Raw genomic sequence first — 16,150 nt, 5'->3', positions numbered from 1 at the left:
CCTACCCGTCGGTCGGTTGACTCCCCGCTTGTACATAGCTACGTTCTGCTTGCTGGAATTGTAATTCCGCTTTGTGGAAACGTCCAGAGAGTGTCGCGTAGGTGCACTGTGGAGAAGTGTGCCCTTGACGGCGCTCGAACGGGAGTGAAGACTCCTTCAACAGAAAGTTGAATTCCGCTGCTCGGAAGTCAACGGCGGCAGAGAGGGGTCCGGGTGTCCGACGCTGAACTGGTGCTGCGCTCGACGCGCGTCATCACCCCGGAGGGGACGCGCGCCGCCTCGGTCGCGGTCTCCGCCGGCAAGATCACGGCCGTACTCGGGTACGACGCCGAAGTCCCGTCCGGCGCCCGGCTGGAGGACCTCGGCGACGACGTCCTGCTGCCCGGCCTCGTCGACACGCACGTGCACGTCAACGACCCCGGCCGCACCGAGTGGGAGGGCTTCTGGACCGCCACGCGCGCGGCGGCCGCCGGCGGCATCACCACCCTCGTCGACATGCCGCTCAACTCCCTCCCGCCGACCACGACGGTCGACAACCTCCGTACGAAGCAGGACGTCGCCGCCGACAAGGCGCACATCGACGTCGGCTTCTGGGGCGGCGCCCTGCCCGGCAACGTCAAGGACCTGCGCCCGCTGCACGAGGCAGGCGTCTTCGGCTTCAAGGCCTTCCTGTCGCCGTCCGGCGTGGACGAGTTCCCGCACCTCGACCAGGACCGGCTCGCCCAGTCCCTGGCCGAGATCGCCTCCTTCGGCGGCCTGCTGATCGTGCACGCCGAGGACCCCCACCATCTCGACGCGGCCCCGCAACAGGGCGGCCCCAGGTACGCCGACTTCCTCGCCTCGCGCCCGCGCGACGCGGAGGACACCGCCATCGCCCAGCTCATCGCCCAGGCGAAGCGCCTCCACGCACGCGTGCACGTGCTGCACCTGTCCTCGTCCGACGCGCTCCCGCTGATCGCCGAGGCCAAGCGGGAGGGGGTACGGATCACCGTCGAGACCTGCCCGCACTACCTCACCCTCACCGCCGAGGAGGTCCCGGACGGCGCCAGCGAGTTCAAGTGCTGCCCGCCGATCCGCGAGTCCGCCAACCAGGACCTGCTGTGGCAGGCACTGGCCGACGGCACCATCGACTGCGTGGTCACCGACCACTCGCCCTCCACGGCCGACCTGAAGACCGACGACTTCGCCACCGCCTGGGGCGGTATCTCCGGGCTCCAGCTGAGCCTGGCGGCGGTGTGGACACAGGCGCGCAGGCGGGGCCACACCCTGGAGGACGTGGTGCGCTGGATGTCCGCGCGGACGGCGGAACTGGTCGGCCTGGACGCGCGCAAGGGCGCCATCGAGCCGGGCCGCGACGCGGACTTCGCGGTCCTCGCGCCCGACGAGACGTTCACCGTCGACCCGGCCGCCCTCCAGCACCGCAACCGCGTGACGGCGTACGCGGGCAAGACCCTGTACGGCGTCGTCAGGTCCACCTGGCTGCGCGGCGAACGCATCGTCGCGGACGGCGAGTTCACCGACCCGAAGGGGCGACTTCTCACCCGGACCAGCTGAATCCCACCCACCGACCTCGAAAGGCAGACCTGATCACCGTGACGGCGCAGCATCAATCCGGTGTGGCCGGCTTCACCGGCGACGCGAACCCCTACGGCGGCGGCGACCCGTACGCGGACTACCGCACCGCCGACTTCCCCTTCACCCAGTACGCCAATCTCGCCGACCGCAGGCTGGGCGCCGGAGTCATCGCCGCCAACGACGAGTTCTTCGCCCAGCGCGAGAACCTGCTGGTGCCCGAGCGGGCCGAGTTCGACCCCGAGCACTTCGGGCACAAGGGCAAGATCATGGACGGCTGGGAGACGAGGCGCCGCCGTGGCGCGTCCGCCGACCACCCGTGGCCGACGGCCGAGGACCACGACTGGGCGCTGGTCCGCCTGGGCGCGCCGGGCGTCATCCGCGGCATCGTCGTCGACACGGCCCACTTCCGCGGCAACTACCCGCAGGCGGTGTCGGTGCAGGGCGCGTCGGTGCCGGGCTCCCCGTCCCCCGAGGAACTGCTCGGCGACGACGTGAAGTGGACGACCCTCGTCCCGCGCACGCCGGTCGGCGGCCACGCGGCGAATGGTTTCTCCATAGGGGTGGAGCAGCGCTTCACCCACCTGCGCGTCAACCAGCACCCCGACGGCGGCATCGCCCGCCTGCGCGTGTACGGCGAGGTCGTGCCCGACCCCGAGTGGCTGTCGGTGCTGGGCACCTTCGACGTGGTCGCCCTGGAGAACGGCGGCCAGGTCGAGGACGCCTCCAACCTCTTCTACTCGCCCGCCACCAACACCATCCAGCCGGGCCGCTCCCGCAAGATGGACGACGGCTGGGAGACCCGTCGGCGCCGCGACCAGGGCAACGACTGGATCAGCTACCGGCTGGTGGCGCAGTCCCAGATCCGCGCGATCGAGATCGACACGGCGTACCTCAAGGGCAACAGCGCCGGCTGGGCGTCGGTGTCCGTGAAGGACGGCGAGAGCGGCGACTGGACGGAAATCCTCCCCCGCACCCGCCTCCAGCCCGACACCAACCACCGCTTCGTCCTGCCGACCCCGGCGGTCGGCACCCACGCGCGCGTGGACATCTTCCCGGACGGAGGCATCTCCCGCTTGCGCCTGCACGGCTCACTGACGGACCAGGGCATAGCGGGCCTGGCGGCGAGGCACCAGGAACTGGGCGGCTGAACCAGAACAACCTCGCTCGCCCCCCGACCACCGGCGGCCGGCATCCAGCCGTCCGGCGTTCGGAGGACGAGATCCCACCGCCCCTGGCCCCCACCCATCCGACCGGGGTCGCCCCCTCCCAACGTCGGCCCGCACCCCTCAGGCCTGCCCGGCAGTCGAGATCAGGCCCATGCCGTCCCTAGCCCCCACCCACCCGACGGGGGGCGCCACCTTTCAACGTCGGCCCGCACCATTCAGCCTGTCCGGCGTTTGAGGACAAGGCCCGTTCAGGGCCGGAGCGGGGGTCTGGGGGCGGCAGCCCCCAGGGGACGGGATGGGTAGGGGCGGCGGGGGCGAAAAAAGGTCACGTCACGCCGAGTGCCCCCCGTCCACCACGAACTCCGCGCCCGTGACATACCCCGCCCCAGCCAGATACGCCACCATCGCCGCCACCTCGTCCACCGCACCGAAGCGACCCAGCGCCGTCATCTCCACCTGCCCCGCCGCGTACGGCCCGTCCGCCGGGTTCATGTCCGTGTCGATGGGCCCGGGATGCACGACATTCGCCGTGATCCCGCGCGGCCCCAGCTCACGGGCCAGCGCCTTGGTCAGTCCGATCAGCGCCGCCTTGCTGGTCGCGTAGAGCGTCCCACCGGGCCCCGGCACGCGCTGGGTCATGCAGGTACCGACGGTGATGATCCGCCCCCCGGCACCCATACGCGCGGCCGCCGCCCGCGACGCCAGGAAGACGCCCCGGACGTTCACCGCGAGAACCCGGTCCACATCCGCGAGCGTGAGACCCTCCAGCGGCCCCAGCACGCCGACGCCGGCGTTGTTCACCAGCACGTCCAGACCGCCCAGCGTCTCCGCCGTACGCCCCACCGCGCCCTGCGCCTCATCCGCGTCCCCGGCGTCCGCCCGCAGCGCCACAGCCCGCCGCCCCAGCGCCCGAACGGCCCGCACGACCTCCTCGGCCGCCTCCTTGCCGTGCACGTACGTCACGGCGACGTCCGCGCCCTCCCGCGCGAGCCGCACGGCCGTGGCCGCGCCGATGCCGCGGCTGCCGCCGGTGACCAGTGCGACCTTGCCGTGCAGGGTTCCATGAGTACCTGTCGTGGATTCGTAAGTGGCTGTCATGCGTCCATCCCAGCGCCACGCGAACACCAGCGCTGGCGGCGAACGGACACCTAGGTGGCCGACAGGCGGCAGACCGGGCGGAACTCCGACGGTGGCGGTAGGCCACCGGGGCACCGCCATGCAGGTCGGCCGACGCGTCCTCGCGGGCGAGTCGTTCTTTCTGGCCCCCTGGAGGGCCCGACGGGCGGGCCGTTCCCGACGCACGCGGGGTGAGACGCCGCACGGCCCAGCGATGAGTTGCGGGTGCCGGTGGGGTCTGAGCTGATGACAGCAGACCCCACCGCGGAAGAGAGGCACCCCTCATGGGCAAGCTCGTCTCCACCCTCTTCGTCACGCTCGACGGCGTCTACCAGGCGCCCGGCGGCCGGGAGGAGGACACCCGCGGCGGCTTCGAGCACGGCGGCTGGGTGTTCCCGCTCGCCGACGACGACTTCGGCCAGTTCATCAACGAGGTCTTCACCCGCCCCGCCGCCTTCCTCCTCGGCCGCCGTACGTACGACATCTTCGCCTCGTACTGGCCGAAGGTGACCGACCCCGCCGACCCGGTCGCGTCCAAGCTCAACGGACTGCCGAAGTACGTCGCCTCCTCGACGCTGACCGACCCCGAGTGGGCCGGCACCGGCGTGATCAGCGGCGACCTCGGCAAGGAGGTCACCGCCCTCAAGGAGCGCACCGACGGCGAGCTCCAGGTCCACGGCAGCGGCGCCCTGGTCAGGTCCCTGCTGGACCTCGGCCTCGTCGACACCCTCCACCTGCTGACCTTCCCGGTCGTGCTGGGCACCGGCCACCGCCTGTTCACGGAGGGCATCGCGCCCACCGCCTTCAGGCACACCGGCGGCACCGTCACCGGCAAGGGCGTCGCCATCAACTCGTACGACGTGGCCGGCCGCCCCGAGTACGGCACGTTCGACCTCCCCGAGAACGCATGACCGTCCTGCTCACGGCGTTCTCGTACGGCCTTATGGAGATCGGGTGAGAACGCCGGAGCGCACGTCAACTCTTCCCGCAAGCTCATCGGACGTGAAGCATCGGCGCCGCAGCCGACCGGGGCCGCGGACGTCGGGGGAGTCCCCCTGCCGTGTCCCTCGCGGCCCTACCGGTCAGTCGGCGGTTTACTCCGAGAGCCCCGCCGAAAGTCCAGCAGACGTCGGTTGACCTGATCAGGTGCCTCCTCCTGTATCCAGTGCGACACCCCGGGCAGGATGCCGACGCCGCGCAGGTCGGTGACGTGGCCGTCCATCAGCGACGACGGCGGCATGAACCGCAGCACCGGGTCCCCGTCACCGCCGATGAACAGGGCCGGCTGGTCGACAGAGCGGGGCAGGACCGCACCCCGGCCTGCCCCGCCCTGTTCGCAGGTGACGCCGAAGGCGTCAAGTGCGGTCTTCCAGCGGCTGGTCCAGCAGCGGGTCCGAGCCCTCGGGCGGATGACCCCGCTAGTCTGTATACATAAATGTGTGCGGCAGGATCGGCGAGGAGTTCCGTGGCTCGGGCAACCGGTAAGAGCGAGGCGGTCTACGAGCGGCTGAGGAGTGACATCGAGTCGCTGCGGCTGCGGCCGGGGGCCAAACTGAGCGAGGTCCACCTGGGCGAGGAACTGGGTGCCTCGCGGACGCCGGTGCGGGAGGCGATCCGGCGGCTGGCCCGTGAGGGGCTGGTCGATTTCGTGCCGGGGGAGGTGGCCCGGGTGGCCGCGATCTCGCTGGGCGGGGTGCGGGCCCTGTTCGAGTTCCGGATGCTGCTGGAGCCGCGTGCGGCGGCGTCGGTCGCGACGGCGGGGGCGGCCGACGAGCGCCTGCTGGTGCCGTTCCGTGAACTGCTGGAGCGGCTGGAGGAGTTCGACGAGTCCTTCCGTGCGCTGGACGCCGCCGCCCAGGCGCGGTCCTACCAGGAGTTCTACGAGGTGACAGAGGGCTTCGACCAGGCCGTCATCGCCGCCTGCCGCAATCCCTACCTCGCCCGGACGATCCGTGACCTGCGCAGCGAGACCGTACGGCTGCGGCATCTGTCGCACAGCGGTCCGCGCCGCATGCTCACGTCGATGGAGGAGCACCGCGCGATGCTGAAGGCGATCGTGCAGGGGGACGCGCAGGCGGCGGAGGCGGCCGGCCGGCACCATCTCGCGCAGACCCTCCAGGCGCTCATCGACAGCCTGACCGGCCAGGATGTCGCGATCGGCGCTGACGTCCACCTGGATGTCGCCCGCCGGTAGCCCGCCTGCACGTCTTGGTCCAGCGATCAACCGTGCCGGTGGCTTCCGCATGAGGTGTCCTGTATACAGAACTGGATACAACAGATGGACACATCATTCCTCGATACGAGGGGCCGTCCCATGCCACATACCGTCGGCGCCGCTGATCTGCTCGGGTTCGCCGCCACCACCACCGAAACTCACGGCGTTCCGCCCGTGGACGCCCGACTGCTCGCGGACAACTTGGTGACCGCCGAGCTCTGGGGCCATCCGTCCCACGGGATGCTGCGCCTGCCCTGGTACCTCGGTCGTCTCGCGAGCGGCGCGACCACCGCCGTCGCCGCCCCCGAGGTCGTGACCGACAGCGGTGCCGTCCTGGTCGTGGACGGGCGTGACGGTCTCGGCCAGGTGCTCACCGACCGTGCGGTGACCTGGGGTGTGGAGCGCGCCCGCCGGCACGGGATCGGCGCGGTCGGGGTCCGCAACTCCGGTCACTTCGGTACGGCCGCGTACTTCACCCGCAAGGCCGCAGAACGGGGCTGTGTGGCGCTGCTGGCCACCAACGCCAGTCCGGCGATGGCCCCTTGGGGCGGGCGAGAGAAGCGCGTCGGCACCAACCCGTGGTCGATCGCCGCCCCGGGCGGCCGCTACGGCACGGTTGTGATGGACATCGCCAACACCGCCGTCGCGCGCGGCAAGATCCACCACGCCAAGGAGCGCGGCGAGCCCATTCCCGACGGCTGGGCGGCCGACGCGGACGGCGTGCCCACCACTGACCCGCGCCGCGCCATCGAGGGCCTGATCCTGCCCATGGCCGGCCACAAGGGCTACGCCATCTCCTTCATGTTCGACGTCCTGGCGGGCGTACTGACCGGCAGTGCCTTCGGCTCGGCGGTCGTCGGCCCCTACCGGCCCACCGGCCGCAGCGGCGTCGGCCACCTGCTGATCTGCGTCGACATCCGGTCGATGGCCGATCCGGCCGAGTTCGAGGCGCGGATGGAGACCCTGATCGAGGAGACCAAGTCCACCCCCGCCGCCCCGGGCACGGCCGAGATCTTCGTCCCCGGCGAGCCGGAGGCCCGCACCGCCGAGCGCCTGCGCGGCGAGGGCATCACCCTCGCCGACGACACCTGGTCCTCCCTCGGCCGTATCGCCGAAGCCACCGCCGCACCCCTGCCCACCCCCCTCACTCCGCAGGAGATGCCCGCATGATCGCGCTGACCGTGTCCCTCCAGGTCGTCCCCGGCCGCCGTGACGCTTTCCTCGAGGCCATCGAGGAGAACGCCGAGCGTTCCTTCACCGATGAACCCGGCTGCCGCTACTTCGACGTCGTCTGCGACCTGTCCGACGACCACCACTTCGTCTTCCACGAGATCTACGACGACGAGGCAGCCGTCGAGGCCCACCGCGCCGCACCCCACTTCAAGGTCTGGCGCGAGGCGGCGGCGAAGTACGTCGTCCCCGGCAGCCAGGTCAACACGCTCTCCCGCCGCCTGTTCCACCACTCCTGACCTCTCGATCGGAGCCGTCGCATGTGCACCGAACCCGCCCCGCCGAACCTGCTCATCCACCCCGACGAGGTCGAACGCTTCGACCGTGGCGGCGGAGTGGCCACCATCCCCTACGTCGGCAAGTGGAACTCCGAGAAGGCCGTCATCACCACCGGCCAGACGGTGTTCCAGCCCGGCACCGGTCTGCCCCTGCACAGCCACAACGTCGAGGAGTCGGTCCTGATCCTCGAAGGTGAGGCGACCGCCGAGATCGACGGAGAGTTCTTCGACCTGGAGGCCGGCCAGGCGACCTGGGTGCCCGCCGGGGTCCCGCACCGGTTCTTCAACCGCGGCGAGGGCGTCATGCGGATCTACTGGGTCTACGGCGGTCGGGACGTCACCCGCACCATCACCGCCACCGGCGAGACCTTCGAGCACCTCTCCGAGCACGACAAGGGAGGGGCACCCACCGTATGAGCGCCACCATCCGCACCACCGACCCCGCCACGGGCCAGCCGCTCGCCGAGTACGAAGCCTGGGACACCGCACGGATCGATACGGCTGTGGAGCGTGCCCACGCCGCCGCCCTCGCCTGGGCCCGTGTCCCCGTTGCCGAACGGGCCACCCTCGTCGGTCACTTGGCCAGTGTCCTGCGTGAACACAAGGAAGCCTTGGCCCATCTGGCCGTCAGCGAGATGGGCAAGCCGGTCGGTGAGGCGGAGGGAGAGGTGAGCAAGTCCGCGCTGACCGCCCAGTACTACGCCGAGCACGGCCCGGGAATCCTCGCCGACGAACGCGTGGACATCGACGGAGCCGAAGCCTGGATCGCCCACGAGCCCATCGGCCTGGTCCTGCCTCCAGCGTCGCCCTGCAGGGGCTTTTCGTTGAGGCTGGTTTCCCCGAGCACCTGGTGACCACGCTGATGATCGCCGAGAGAGACGTGCCGGAGGCCACCGCCCGGCTCATCGAGGACGACCGCGTCGCCGCCGTCACCTTGACCGGGAGCAACCGGGCGGGCGCGGCCGCCGGCTCGGCGGCGGGGCGCGCGGCGAAGAAGTCCGTACTGGATCTGGGCGGTTCGGACGCCTTCGTGGTCCTGGAGACGCCGATGCGGATCTAGCCGCAGCGGCGGTGGCGGACGCCTTCACCGCCGCGTTCGTGGCGGGTGTCGAAGCCCTCTGGGTCGGCGACTCGCGCGGACGGGACACCCAGGTCGGCCCGCTCGCCCGCGATGACCTGCGGGTGGCGATCCAGCGGCAGGTCGAGGAGTCCGTCGCCGCGGGCACCCGCCCGCTGGCCGGAGGTAAGCCGCTCCCTGGAGACGGCTACCCCGTGTGCCCCGTCCCGGTCGCGGTGCGCCTTGCTTCATTGACGGCGACATCCCCTTCGACTCCGCCCTTCTCACGGGCGCGGCCAGGCCGGGATTCTCGCCTCTCTCCCGGGCGAACCGATCACCTTGGCGACCGTGACCGCAGCCTTCAAGAGCCGTAGCGCAGCTGCCGGTCGGCGCCCCACCCAGGACACCGAGGGTGTGCACATGGCCCGTGAAGAACGCTTCCTGCCCGCCGGACGTGAAGAGCCGGTGCGCGACCTTGTTCGAATGCGGCGGCGAAAGCCGAACAGGTAGCAGCCGTGGACCCCGGCCGCCGCCCGGCGCGGGGCGACTGCGGCACGAACGCCTTGCAGCGGCGGTTCGTCACGCTGCTCTCCGGGCCCGACAGCGTCATGGCTCGCCTAGGCTGAGCCCGTGACGCGCCGATCAGGTGGGGTGCCACCCTCAGCGAGCGCTTCCAGGGGGTGGGAGGCGGTGGCTTCAACGGCTCCATCCCGGACACGCAGACCGCGGCGAAGACCGGTTACGCCGCCGCGGGTTCCGACTCCGGTCATACCGCCAGCTCCAGCGACGCCTCGTGGGCCTGGTCCCCGACCGGCATGAACTCGTCCCTGATCACCGACTTCATCGCACGCGCCTCACACGAGACGACCGTCAAGGGCAAGGCCGTCACACAGGCGTTCTACGGCACGTCACCCACCGCCTCGTCCTGGAACGGCTGCTCCAACGGTGGCAGGGAAGGTCTCCAGGAAGCGCAGGTCCAGCCGCGCGACTACGACGGCATCCTGGCAGGTGCGCCGGCGGTCCAGGCGGACCGGTTCCTCCCCGCGGCGATGTGGCCCCAGGTCGTGATGCACGAGCTCGACGACTTCGTGCTCTCGTGCAAGTTCGACGCGTTCGACCAGGCGGTCACCGCCGCGTGCGACAGCCGGGACGGCGTGGCCGACGGCGTCATCACGGACCCTCGGACCTGCCGTTTCAACCCCACCTCGCTGGAGGCACCGTGACCCCCTGCGGCACGATCACGGCCAAGGACGCGGCAGTGGTGAAAAAGATCTGGGACGGGCCGCGACGCCCGGACGGTACCCGCCTGCGGTACGGAATCCTGCCCGGCGCATCGTTCGCCAGACTCGCCGCGACCTCGAACGGCGACGGAGTCCCGACGCCCCTCGCGTCGGGCTGGTTCACGTACTGGCTGGCGAAGAACCCCTCATTCGACTGGCACAGCCTGACCATGGCGAACTTCACCCACTACTTCGACCAGTCCCACAAGGAGTGGGCCCCGTTGTCGGCCAAGACCGAGCAGTTCGCCCGCCTCTTCACGGCACCGGGCGTGGGCCACTGCCGGGGCGGGTCCGGCGCCGCCCCGCCCGACCCACTGGCGGCCCTGGTGAAGTGGGTCGAGCAGGACAAGGCGCCCCACCACGCCGCTCGCTGAGAACGGGTAGAGAGTGGGGAGTTGCGGCCAGTCGGTCAGGATGCCTCGCTCAGTCGTCTATGGGGTGGCGACATGTCTCTCGAGGCTGACGTCAATACAGAGCGAAAGGGAGATAGGGGGGAACTCAACCTTCTGAAGTCGCAGGTGGGCATGGTGGACTGACCGAGAATCACTTGGCTGGAACTTTTCCTTGTCCTTTCCTGTGAGTGTCGTTCAAGATTCAAGCGCGGTTGTCGTCAACGTGCGCACCGCCAGGGAAACGGTCACCTTCGGCTCATTCATGGCCTTTTCGCAACCCCCCACTGTTCGCGGCCGTTTTTCCTGCTCCCCAGAAGGAGCGATCTCTTGCGTATCTCTCGGAAGAAAATCGCGGCACTCGCTGTCGCCGTTCTGCTCTCGCCGGCGACCGTCGTGTCCGGCGCACAGGCAGCCGACGACTCGGCGGGCACGCGCTACGACGCTGCCATGATCAGTGCTCTGGCGACCTCGCTCGGCGTGAGCGAACAGGCCGCTGTGGAGCGGCTCGACCGCGAAGCCGGCCAGCAGAGAACGCTCTCCTCGCTCGAGCGCCAGGGTGTGGCGACCGACGGCTCGTTCTTCAACGCGAGGGGAGAACTGGTCGTCAACACGGACAACGCCAAGGCGTCACGAGAAGTGGAAGGTGCCGGGCTGCGCGCACGCACTGTCCGTCACGGTGAGAACGAGCTGAACAAGGTCAAGGCCGCCCTGGACGATGCCGCACTCCGCAGAACTCCCACCGGGGTGAGTTCCTGGGAGGTCGACCTCGCCGCGGACACCGTCACCGTGAAGGTCAACGACAGCGACAGCGCCTCGGCCCGGGCCTTCCTCGACAAGGCACGGTCCTATGGAGACGCCGTGCGTGTCCTGTCCGACCAGCCCGACCTGGCCCCGCAGGCGACCATCAAGCCCGGCGCGGAAATGGCCTTCAACGGTTTCGTCTGCTCCGTGGGTTACGGCGCCCGCGACTCCGCCGGCCGTCAGTACCTCGTCACCGCAGGGCACTGCATCGAGGACCTCCCGGTCCTCTCGTACCAGGGGACCCGCTTCGCCCAGGGCACCAACTCCCGCTTTGCCATGGGCAGCCGCAGTGTTGACATGGGCATTGCACGTCTCGATGCCGGCAACACGATATCCACTGTGGTCGGCACCTATGGCAGGGCCACCGAGCCCAGCGTGCTCGGCAGCAGGCGCGCGGCCTCCGGATCCACCCTCTGCAAGTCGGGCCGCACCACCTTCTGGACGTGCGGGCGGGTCAATTCCTACAACGTGACGGTCACGTACTCCGACCCCAACGGCGGGCCGAACACTGTTGTCACCGGCCTGGCCAGCTCCTCGGTGTGCACGCAGGGAGGTGACAGCGGCGGCGCCTACATCTCGGGCAACCAGGCCCAGGGCATGACTTCCGGAGGCCCCGCGAGCCAGCGCTGCAACGGCAGCGTCAACGCACCTGGATCTTCCTACTTCCAGCCACTGGACGACGCCCTGACGCACTACGGGCTCACCCTCAACACCGCCTGACCTCGAAGACGCGGGCGTGAACGTGTGGGCCGACCGGCATACGCCGGTCGGCCCACGTGACGCTCGCCCGAACGGGCGGGTGGCGGCCAAGGCCGTGCACTCGCCGGCCACAACCCCTGAACCGGCTCGGGACGTGAACGACACATGCTCAGCCTCAGCTTGTACGGGTGCGGTGTCCGGGCGCTGTTCAGGGCTGTCGGGTAGTGCTCAGGCGCTGGGGCCGAGTGCGGCTCATTGGTGGGTGCCTTCGGCGCGCGGCGTTGAGCCCAGCGTCAAACCCGGCGGTCTCGATGCCATCGACCGCCATCAGCCCGAAGGTGTCGCACTCAACGGCCCTGCAGGGCTCGACGCGTCGCGCAGAATGCGCAGAGCGCGCTCCAGGTGACGGCGATCCGCCGTCGAGAGCGGCCCGGAAACGTGCACGCGCCGCGGCGCAGGCTTCGGTCAGGCTCGATGCCGACGGGGCCGCCGTGGTCGAGTCCGCGACCAGCGACATGGGGCCCGGCACGTACACCTCCATGGCGCAGGTGGCCGCCGACGCCCTCGGGCTGAGCATGCGTCAGGTGACCTTCCGGCTGGGCGACTCCCGCATGCCCCCGGCCCCGGTCCACGCCTCCTCGCAGACCATGGCCAGCGTCGGCTCCGCCGTCCAGGACGGTTGCGACAAGCTGCGACAGGAGGCCGTCAAGCTCGCCGTCGAGGACGTGCGCTCGCCGCTGCACGGCGTCGACACCGCCGACGTGGTGGTCCGCGGCGGACGGCTGCATGTGAAGGACGACCCCACGCGCGGGGAGACCTACCGGCAGCTCCTCGCCCGTAACAACCGTCCCCGTCTGGAGGCACTCGGGTCCTACACGCCGGGGGAGCAGAGGCGGCACTCGATGTACGCCTACGCCGCGACGTTCGCCGAGGTGGCGGTCGACGCCCGGCTCGGTGTGGTACGCGTCAGACGCATGCTCGGGGTGTACGACGCCGGACGGATCATCAACCCCAAGCTCGCCGACAGCCAGGCCCTCGGTGCCATGGTCGGCGGCATCGGCCAGGCCCTGCTGGAACACACGGTCACCGACCACCGCGACGGCCGGATCGTCAATGCCGGGCTCGCCGACTACCTCGTACCGGTGAACGCCGACGTACCCGACCTGAAGGCGGTGTACGTCGACGGCCGGGACGACGAAGCCGACCCGATCGGTGTGAAGGGCCTCGGCGAGATCGTGATCGTCGGCGTGGCGCCCGCCATCGCCAACGCCGTTTTCAACGCCACCGGGCGACGCGTCCGCGACCTGCCCGTCACCGCCGAAGCCCTGCTCTGAGCCCCGGGACGGTCTCAGGAGCCCTCCCGCCACCCGCCTGGGAGTCCCGAGACCGTCCCGCTGACCGGCCCGCCACCCCGAGCCTCCCCATCCTCATACCAGCGCGGCGGCGGGCCCCCAGCCCTGTGGCCGGTTGATGGCCATGACCCTCGTGGCCTGGTACGCCGGCTGCGGGGGACATCCGGCAGTGCCGGGTGGCGGGTGGCACAGCGGGGCGGGGCGGGTCAAGCGATCCGGCGAGCGCGTAACCGCAAATGCGTGAGAAGTGAATTTCACGGCCGCGATTTCTGCAATTGTCGAATGGCGGCCGACGCAATTCGGGCGGCGGCGGATCGCTTGCCTCGGCCGCCGGGGGCGCCGGATCCCTTGCGTGAAACGCATGCGGCTGGTCCGTCTATACGATCGCGTCATGGATGTGGAGCTACGGCAGTTGCGCTGCCTCGTCGCGATCGTCGACGAGGGCACCTTCACCGATGCGGCCATCGCGCTCGGCGTCTCCCAGGCGGCCGTGTCCCGAACCCTTGCCTCACTCGAACGTGCCGTGGGCGTACGGCTGTTGCGCCGCACGTCGCGCCAGGTGACGGCCACCACGACCGGAATGCGGGTGGTCGCCAAGGCGAGGCGGGTGCTCGCGGAGGTGGAGGACCTGGTCGAGGAGGCCACCTCGGGCCACACCCGCCTGCGGATCGGCTACGCCTGGTCGGCGCTCGGTCGGCACACCCCTGCCTTCCAGCGCCGCTGGGCCCAGGCGCGGCCCGGTACGGACCTGCACCTCGTACGCGTCAACTCCGCCACCTCCGGGCTCGCGGAGGGAGCCTGTGATCTCGCGGTGGTGCGCAGGCCGCTGGAGGACCGGCGTTTCGACTCCGCCATCGTGGGCCTGGAACGGCGGTTCGCCGCCCTGGCCGCCGATGACCTCCTGGCGTCGCGCCGCTCGCTGCGGCTCGGCGATCTCAGCGAGCGCACCCTGCTGATCGAGCGGCGGACCGGCAGCACCACCCCCGAGCTGTGGTCGCCGGACTCCCGTCCGGCGACCGAGGAGACCCATGACGTCGACGACTGGCTCAACGTGATCTCCAGCGGTCGCTCCATCGGCATGACGGCGGAGTCCACGGCCCACCAGTACCCGCGCCCCGGCATCGTCTACCGGCCGGTCCGCGACGCCGAGCCCGTCGCCGTGCGGCTGGCCTGGTGGCGGGACGACCCGCACCCCGCCACCCAGGCCGTGATCGAACTGCTCACCGCCCTCTACCGCGACGGCTGACCGCCTCCCGTGTCGGCGGCCCGCGCCCGTTCCAATGCCCTACATCTGCCCTACGTCATCGCGCCGAGGCCAACGGCATGACCTTGTGGTACGCCGGCACCGCGATCACCGCGACCGCGACGTGCATCACCAGCAGCGCCACCACTCCGGTAACTCCACCTCCTCGAAGAGTGAGAAGTCCGGGCCGCAGGAGAGGACGACGACCCAGCCGATGGCGCCCGCCAGCACCCCCACGGCCGTCAGGAACACGTACGACCCCGGCTCGAACGGTTCGAAGTCATCGGGCGCTCCCAGCGCTGTCGCCACCACAGCGATCAACGCGTTCATCAGAGCGGAGAGCACGAAGGGGCGAACACACCGCCCGCCACCATGAGCGGAGCAGCACGGCGCGTGGGCTGGGCGGGTCGACCCCGGCCCGCCAGGTCAGCTCGGCGGGGGTGCGGCCGAGCGCGGCGACGGCTCCGGCGAAGCGGGCGCCGTCCATGTGCAGGCGCAGGCTCGCCTCCTTGGCGATGGGACCGAGGGTGTGGATCTCGTCCAGGGTGTAGACGGCGCCCGTCTCGGTGGCCTGGGTGATGCTCACCACGGAGGGCTCCACGCTGTGCACGTCCCCGGCCTTGTGCCGTACGGCCGCCCGCAGTGGCTGTCGCGGTGGCACAGCACACTGCCCCAGGGCGGGGTCAGTGCGGCCAGGCTGAGCGCGTTGGCGGCGGAGCCGGTGGAGACCAGCAGCACGTCGACCTCGCACTCGAAGATCTCGCACAGGCGGCGCCGGACATCACCGGTGACGCTGTCGGCACCGTACGGCTGCGCCGGGCCGGAGGCCACCCGGGTCACGGCCTCGATGATCTCCGGGGAGGCGCCGGCGGTGTTGTCGCTGCTGAAGATGCGTGCCGGGGAGTGGTGGGGCTCAAGTCGCAGTCCTTCATGTCGGTCGCTTCGGCGTAGGGCAGGTCAGGTTTCGCGGCGGCGCCCCGGCACCGTGGAAACGGAGGGCGGGATGAGTGACGGCGCCGGTTCGGCCGCCTGAATGAGCTGACGTAGCGCGCCGAAGAAGACCTCGTGGTCGGTCACGGCGGGCACGATCGCCGCCAGGTGGCCGGTCAGCACCGGGAACTCCTCCGGGCCGAGCGCGGCCAGCGCCGTGCGGGTGGCCGCCTGGGCGGCCTTGGGCTCGCGGTGGTCGACGAAGCCGGCGCTGCCGAGGGTGAGCAGGTACATGCGTCGGTACGCGGTGATCGCCGACTCGGGCGACATTCCGGCGGCGAGGCTGTCGGCGAGCTGCGGCTCGACCAGGCGGGCCAACAGGTTCGGGCCGAGCCAGGGCCGCGTGCCGCGCAGCGTGAGCAGTCCTGGATGGGCCGCCAGCAGGCGGTACAGAGCGGTGAACCGGGCCTCGGTGGCGGTGGCCCAGTCGGTGCCCGGAGCGACCTCCGGCAGACGGCCGGCCAGGTGGTCGACGCACAGGTCCAGCAGTCCGGCCAGGTCGGTACAGCGCCGCTGGAGAGAGGCGAGGGAGATCCCCAGCCGCGTGGCCAGCGCGCGGAAGGTCAGTGACTCCGGACCGCCCTCGTCGATCAGGAGGAGGGCGGTCTCGGCGATGCGGTCCGGGGTCGCGCGGTCCAGCGAAGGCGAGTGACGGGGCATGTGAGTCATTGTACGATACGCTGTATCGAACGTTGGTGGCGCCCTCATCGGGGGAAGCGGTGAGTGGGGGAAGCGACCTCTTCAGCTGGGGATGTC

General features: G+C 70.6%; 15 protein-coding genes and 3 pseudogenes. 14 read left to right on the top strand and 4 right to left on the bottom strand.

All coding sequences use genetic code 11. The features are described 5' to 3' along the window. Positions 1-213: 213 nt before the first annotated feature. Both allB and alc read left to right on the top strand, forming a co-directional pair. Complete coding sequence (allB, locus tag IM697_RS31530; RefSeq protein WP_194039480.1) at positions 214-1,554, top strand: allantoinase AllB; 1,341 nt, start codon at positions 214-216, stop codon at positions 1,552-1,554. Positions 1,555-1,616: 62 nt separating this feature from the next. Beyond that, entirely contained in the window at positions 1,617-2,723 is a 1,107-nt protein-coding gene (gene alc / locus IM697_RS31525; protein WP_407699558.1) for an allantoicase, read from the top strand. 348 nt (positions 2,724-3,071) lie between these two features. On the opposite strand, the gene IM697_RS31520 is transcribed toward alc, so the two are convergent. Continuing rightward, entirely contained in the window at positions 3,072-3,839 is a 768-nt protein-coding gene (locus IM697_RS31520) for an SDR family oxidoreductase (RefSeq protein WP_194039478.1), read from the bottom strand. A gap of 302 nt (positions 3,840-4,141) precedes the next feature. Here IM697_RS31520 and IM697_RS31515 point away from each other — a divergent pair, with 302 nt between their 5' ends. From IM697_RS31515 to IM697_RS31465, 12 genes and pseudogenes are all read left to right on the top strand, one after another. Continuing rightward, a complete protein-coding gene (locus IM697_RS31515) occupies positions 4,142-4,768 on the top strand; it encodes a dihydrofolate reductase family protein (protein WP_194039477.1) in 627 nt (208 codons plus the stop codon). A gap of 554 nt (positions 4,769-5,322) precedes the next feature. Continuing rightward, positions 5,323-6,051: a GntR family transcriptional regulator gene (locus IM697_RS31510; RefSeq protein ID WP_194039476.1), complete on the top strand. Its 729-nt coding sequence runs from the start codon at positions 5,323-5,325 to the stop codon at positions 6,049-6,051. Positions 6,052-6,171: 120 nt separating this feature from the next. Beyond that, positions 6,172-7,242 carry an Ldh family oxidoreductase gene (locus tag IM697_RS31505; RefSeq protein WP_194039475.1) on the top strand — a complete coding sequence of 357 codons (1,071 nt, stop codon included), beginning with the start codon at positions 6,172-6,174 and terminating at the stop codon, positions 7,240-7,242. After that, complete coding sequence (locus IM697_RS31500) at positions 7,239-7,541, top strand: putative quinol monooxygenase (RefSeq protein ID WP_194039474.1); 303 nt, start codon at positions 7,239-7,241, stop codon at positions 7,539-7,541. Before IM697_RS31505 ends, IM697_RS31500 begins: the two co-directional genes overlap by 4 nt. Before the next feature lie 21 nt (positions 7,542-7,562). Next, positions 7,563-7,997, top strand: a complete 435-nt coding sequence (locus tag IM697_RS31495) for a cupin domain-containing protein (protein WP_194039473.1) — start codon at positions 7,563-7,565, stop codon at positions 7,995-7,997. Beyond that, positions 7,994-8,640, top strand: a pseudogene (locus IM697_RS45130) (aldehyde dehydrogenase family protein). Before IM697_RS31495 ends, IM697_RS45130 begins: the two are co-directional and overlap by 4 nt. 11 nt (positions 8,641-8,651) lie before the next feature. Continuing rightward, positions 8,652-9,011: an aldehyde dehydrogenase family protein gene (locus tag IM697_RS45120; RefSeq protein WP_228044257.1), complete on the top strand. Its 360-nt coding sequence runs from the start codon at positions 8,652-8,654 to the stop codon at positions 9,009-9,011. Between the two features lie 306 nt (positions 9,012-9,317). Further along, on the top strand, positions 9,318-9,860 hold the full coding sequence (locus IM697_RS31485) for a tannase/feruloyl esterase family alpha/beta hydrolase (protein ID WP_194039472.1): 543 nt from the start codon (positions 9,318-9,320) through the stop codon (positions 9,858-9,860). Continuing rightward, positions 9,857-10,291 carry a tannase/feruloyl esterase family alpha/beta hydrolase gene (locus tag IM697_RS31480; protein ID WP_194039471.1) on the top strand — a complete coding sequence of 145 codons (435 nt, stop codon included), beginning with the start codon at positions 9,857-9,859 and terminating at the stop codon, positions 10,289-10,291. The genes IM697_RS31485 and IM697_RS31480 overlap by 4 nt, the downstream gene beginning before the upstream one ends. Positions 10,292-10,636: 345 nt before the next feature. After that, complete coding sequence (locus IM697_RS31475) at positions 10,637-11,830, top strand: S1 family peptidase (RefSeq protein ID WP_194039470.1); 1,194 nt, start codon at positions 10,637-10,639, stop codon at positions 11,828-11,830. Between the two features lie 422 nt (positions 11,831-12,252). Further along, positions 12,253-13,143 (top strand): annotated as a pseudogene (locus tag IM697_RS31470) (xanthine dehydrogenase family protein molybdopterin-binding subunit); the annotation flags it as partial. Between the two features lie 409 nt (positions 13,144-13,552). Next, the gene (locus tag IM697_RS31465) at positions 13,553-14,407 is read left to right on the top strand and encodes a LysR family transcriptional regulator (RefSeq protein WP_194039469.1); all 855 of its coding nucleotides are present in this window, start codon (positions 13,553-13,555) and stop codon (positions 14,405-14,407) included. Between the two features lie 126 nt (positions 14,408-14,533). Here IM697_RS31465 and IM697_RS31460 read toward each other — a convergent pair whose 3' ends face one another. From IM697_RS31460 to IM697_RS31450, 3 genes and pseudogenes are all read right to left on the bottom strand, one after another. Then, positions 14,534-14,713, bottom strand: coding sequence for a hypothetical protein (locus IM697_RS31460; RefSeq protein ID WP_228044256.1), 180 nt, complete (start codon positions 14,711-14,713; stop codon positions 14,534-14,536). Next, positions 14,685-15,235 (bottom strand): annotated as a pseudogene (locus IM697_RS31455) (beta-eliminating lyase-related protein). Before IM697_RS31455 ends, IM697_RS31460 begins: the two are co-directional and overlap by 29 nt. 126 nt (positions 15,236-15,361) lie before the next feature. After that, a complete protein-coding gene (locus IM697_RS31450; protein ID WP_194039468.1) occupies positions 15,362-16,054 on the bottom strand; it encodes a TetR/AcrR family transcriptional regulator in 693 nt (230 codons plus the stop codon). Positions 16,055-16,150: the final 96 nt, after the last annotated feature.

It is taken from the genome of Streptomyces ferrugineus (assembly GCF_015160855.1).
GTDB lineage: Bacteria > Actinomycetota > Actinomycetes > Streptomycetales > Streptomycetaceae > Streptomyces > Streptomyces ferrugineus.
The sequence above is the reverse complement of the archived record's forward strand: the minus strand, read 5'-3'. Positions and strand labels throughout refer to the sequence as shown.

Bases quoted from the DNA above. Each gene is read 5' to 3' on its own strand.
- IM697_RS31520 (WP_194039478.1), bottom strand. From the start codon at position 3,839: ATGACAGCCACTTACGAATCCACGACAGGTACTCATGGAACCCTGCAC.
- IM697_RS31465 (WP_194039469.1), top strand. From the start codon at position 13,553: ATGGATGTGGAGCTACGGCAGTTGCGCTGCCTCGTCGCGATCGTCGAC.
- IM697_RS31500 (WP_194039474.1), top strand. From the start codon at position 7,239: ATGATCGCGCTGACCGTGTCCCTCCAGGTCGTCCCCGGCCGCCGTGAC.
- IM697_RS31495 (WP_194039473.1), top strand. From the start codon at position 7,563: ATGTGCACCGAACCCGCCCCGCCGAACCTGCTCATCCACCCCGACGAG.
- IM697_RS31505 (WP_194039475.1), top strand. From the start codon at position 6,172: ATGCCACATACCGTCGGCGCCGCTGATCTGCTCGGGTTCGCCGCCACC.
- IM697_RS31450 (WP_194039468.1), bottom strand. From the start codon at position 16,054: ATGCCCCGTCACTCGCCTTCGCTGGACCGCGCGACCCCGGACCGCATC.
- IM697_RS31515 (WP_194039477.1), top strand. From the start codon at position 4,142: ATGGGCAAGCTCGTCTCCACCCTCTTCGTCACGCTCGACGGCGTCTAC.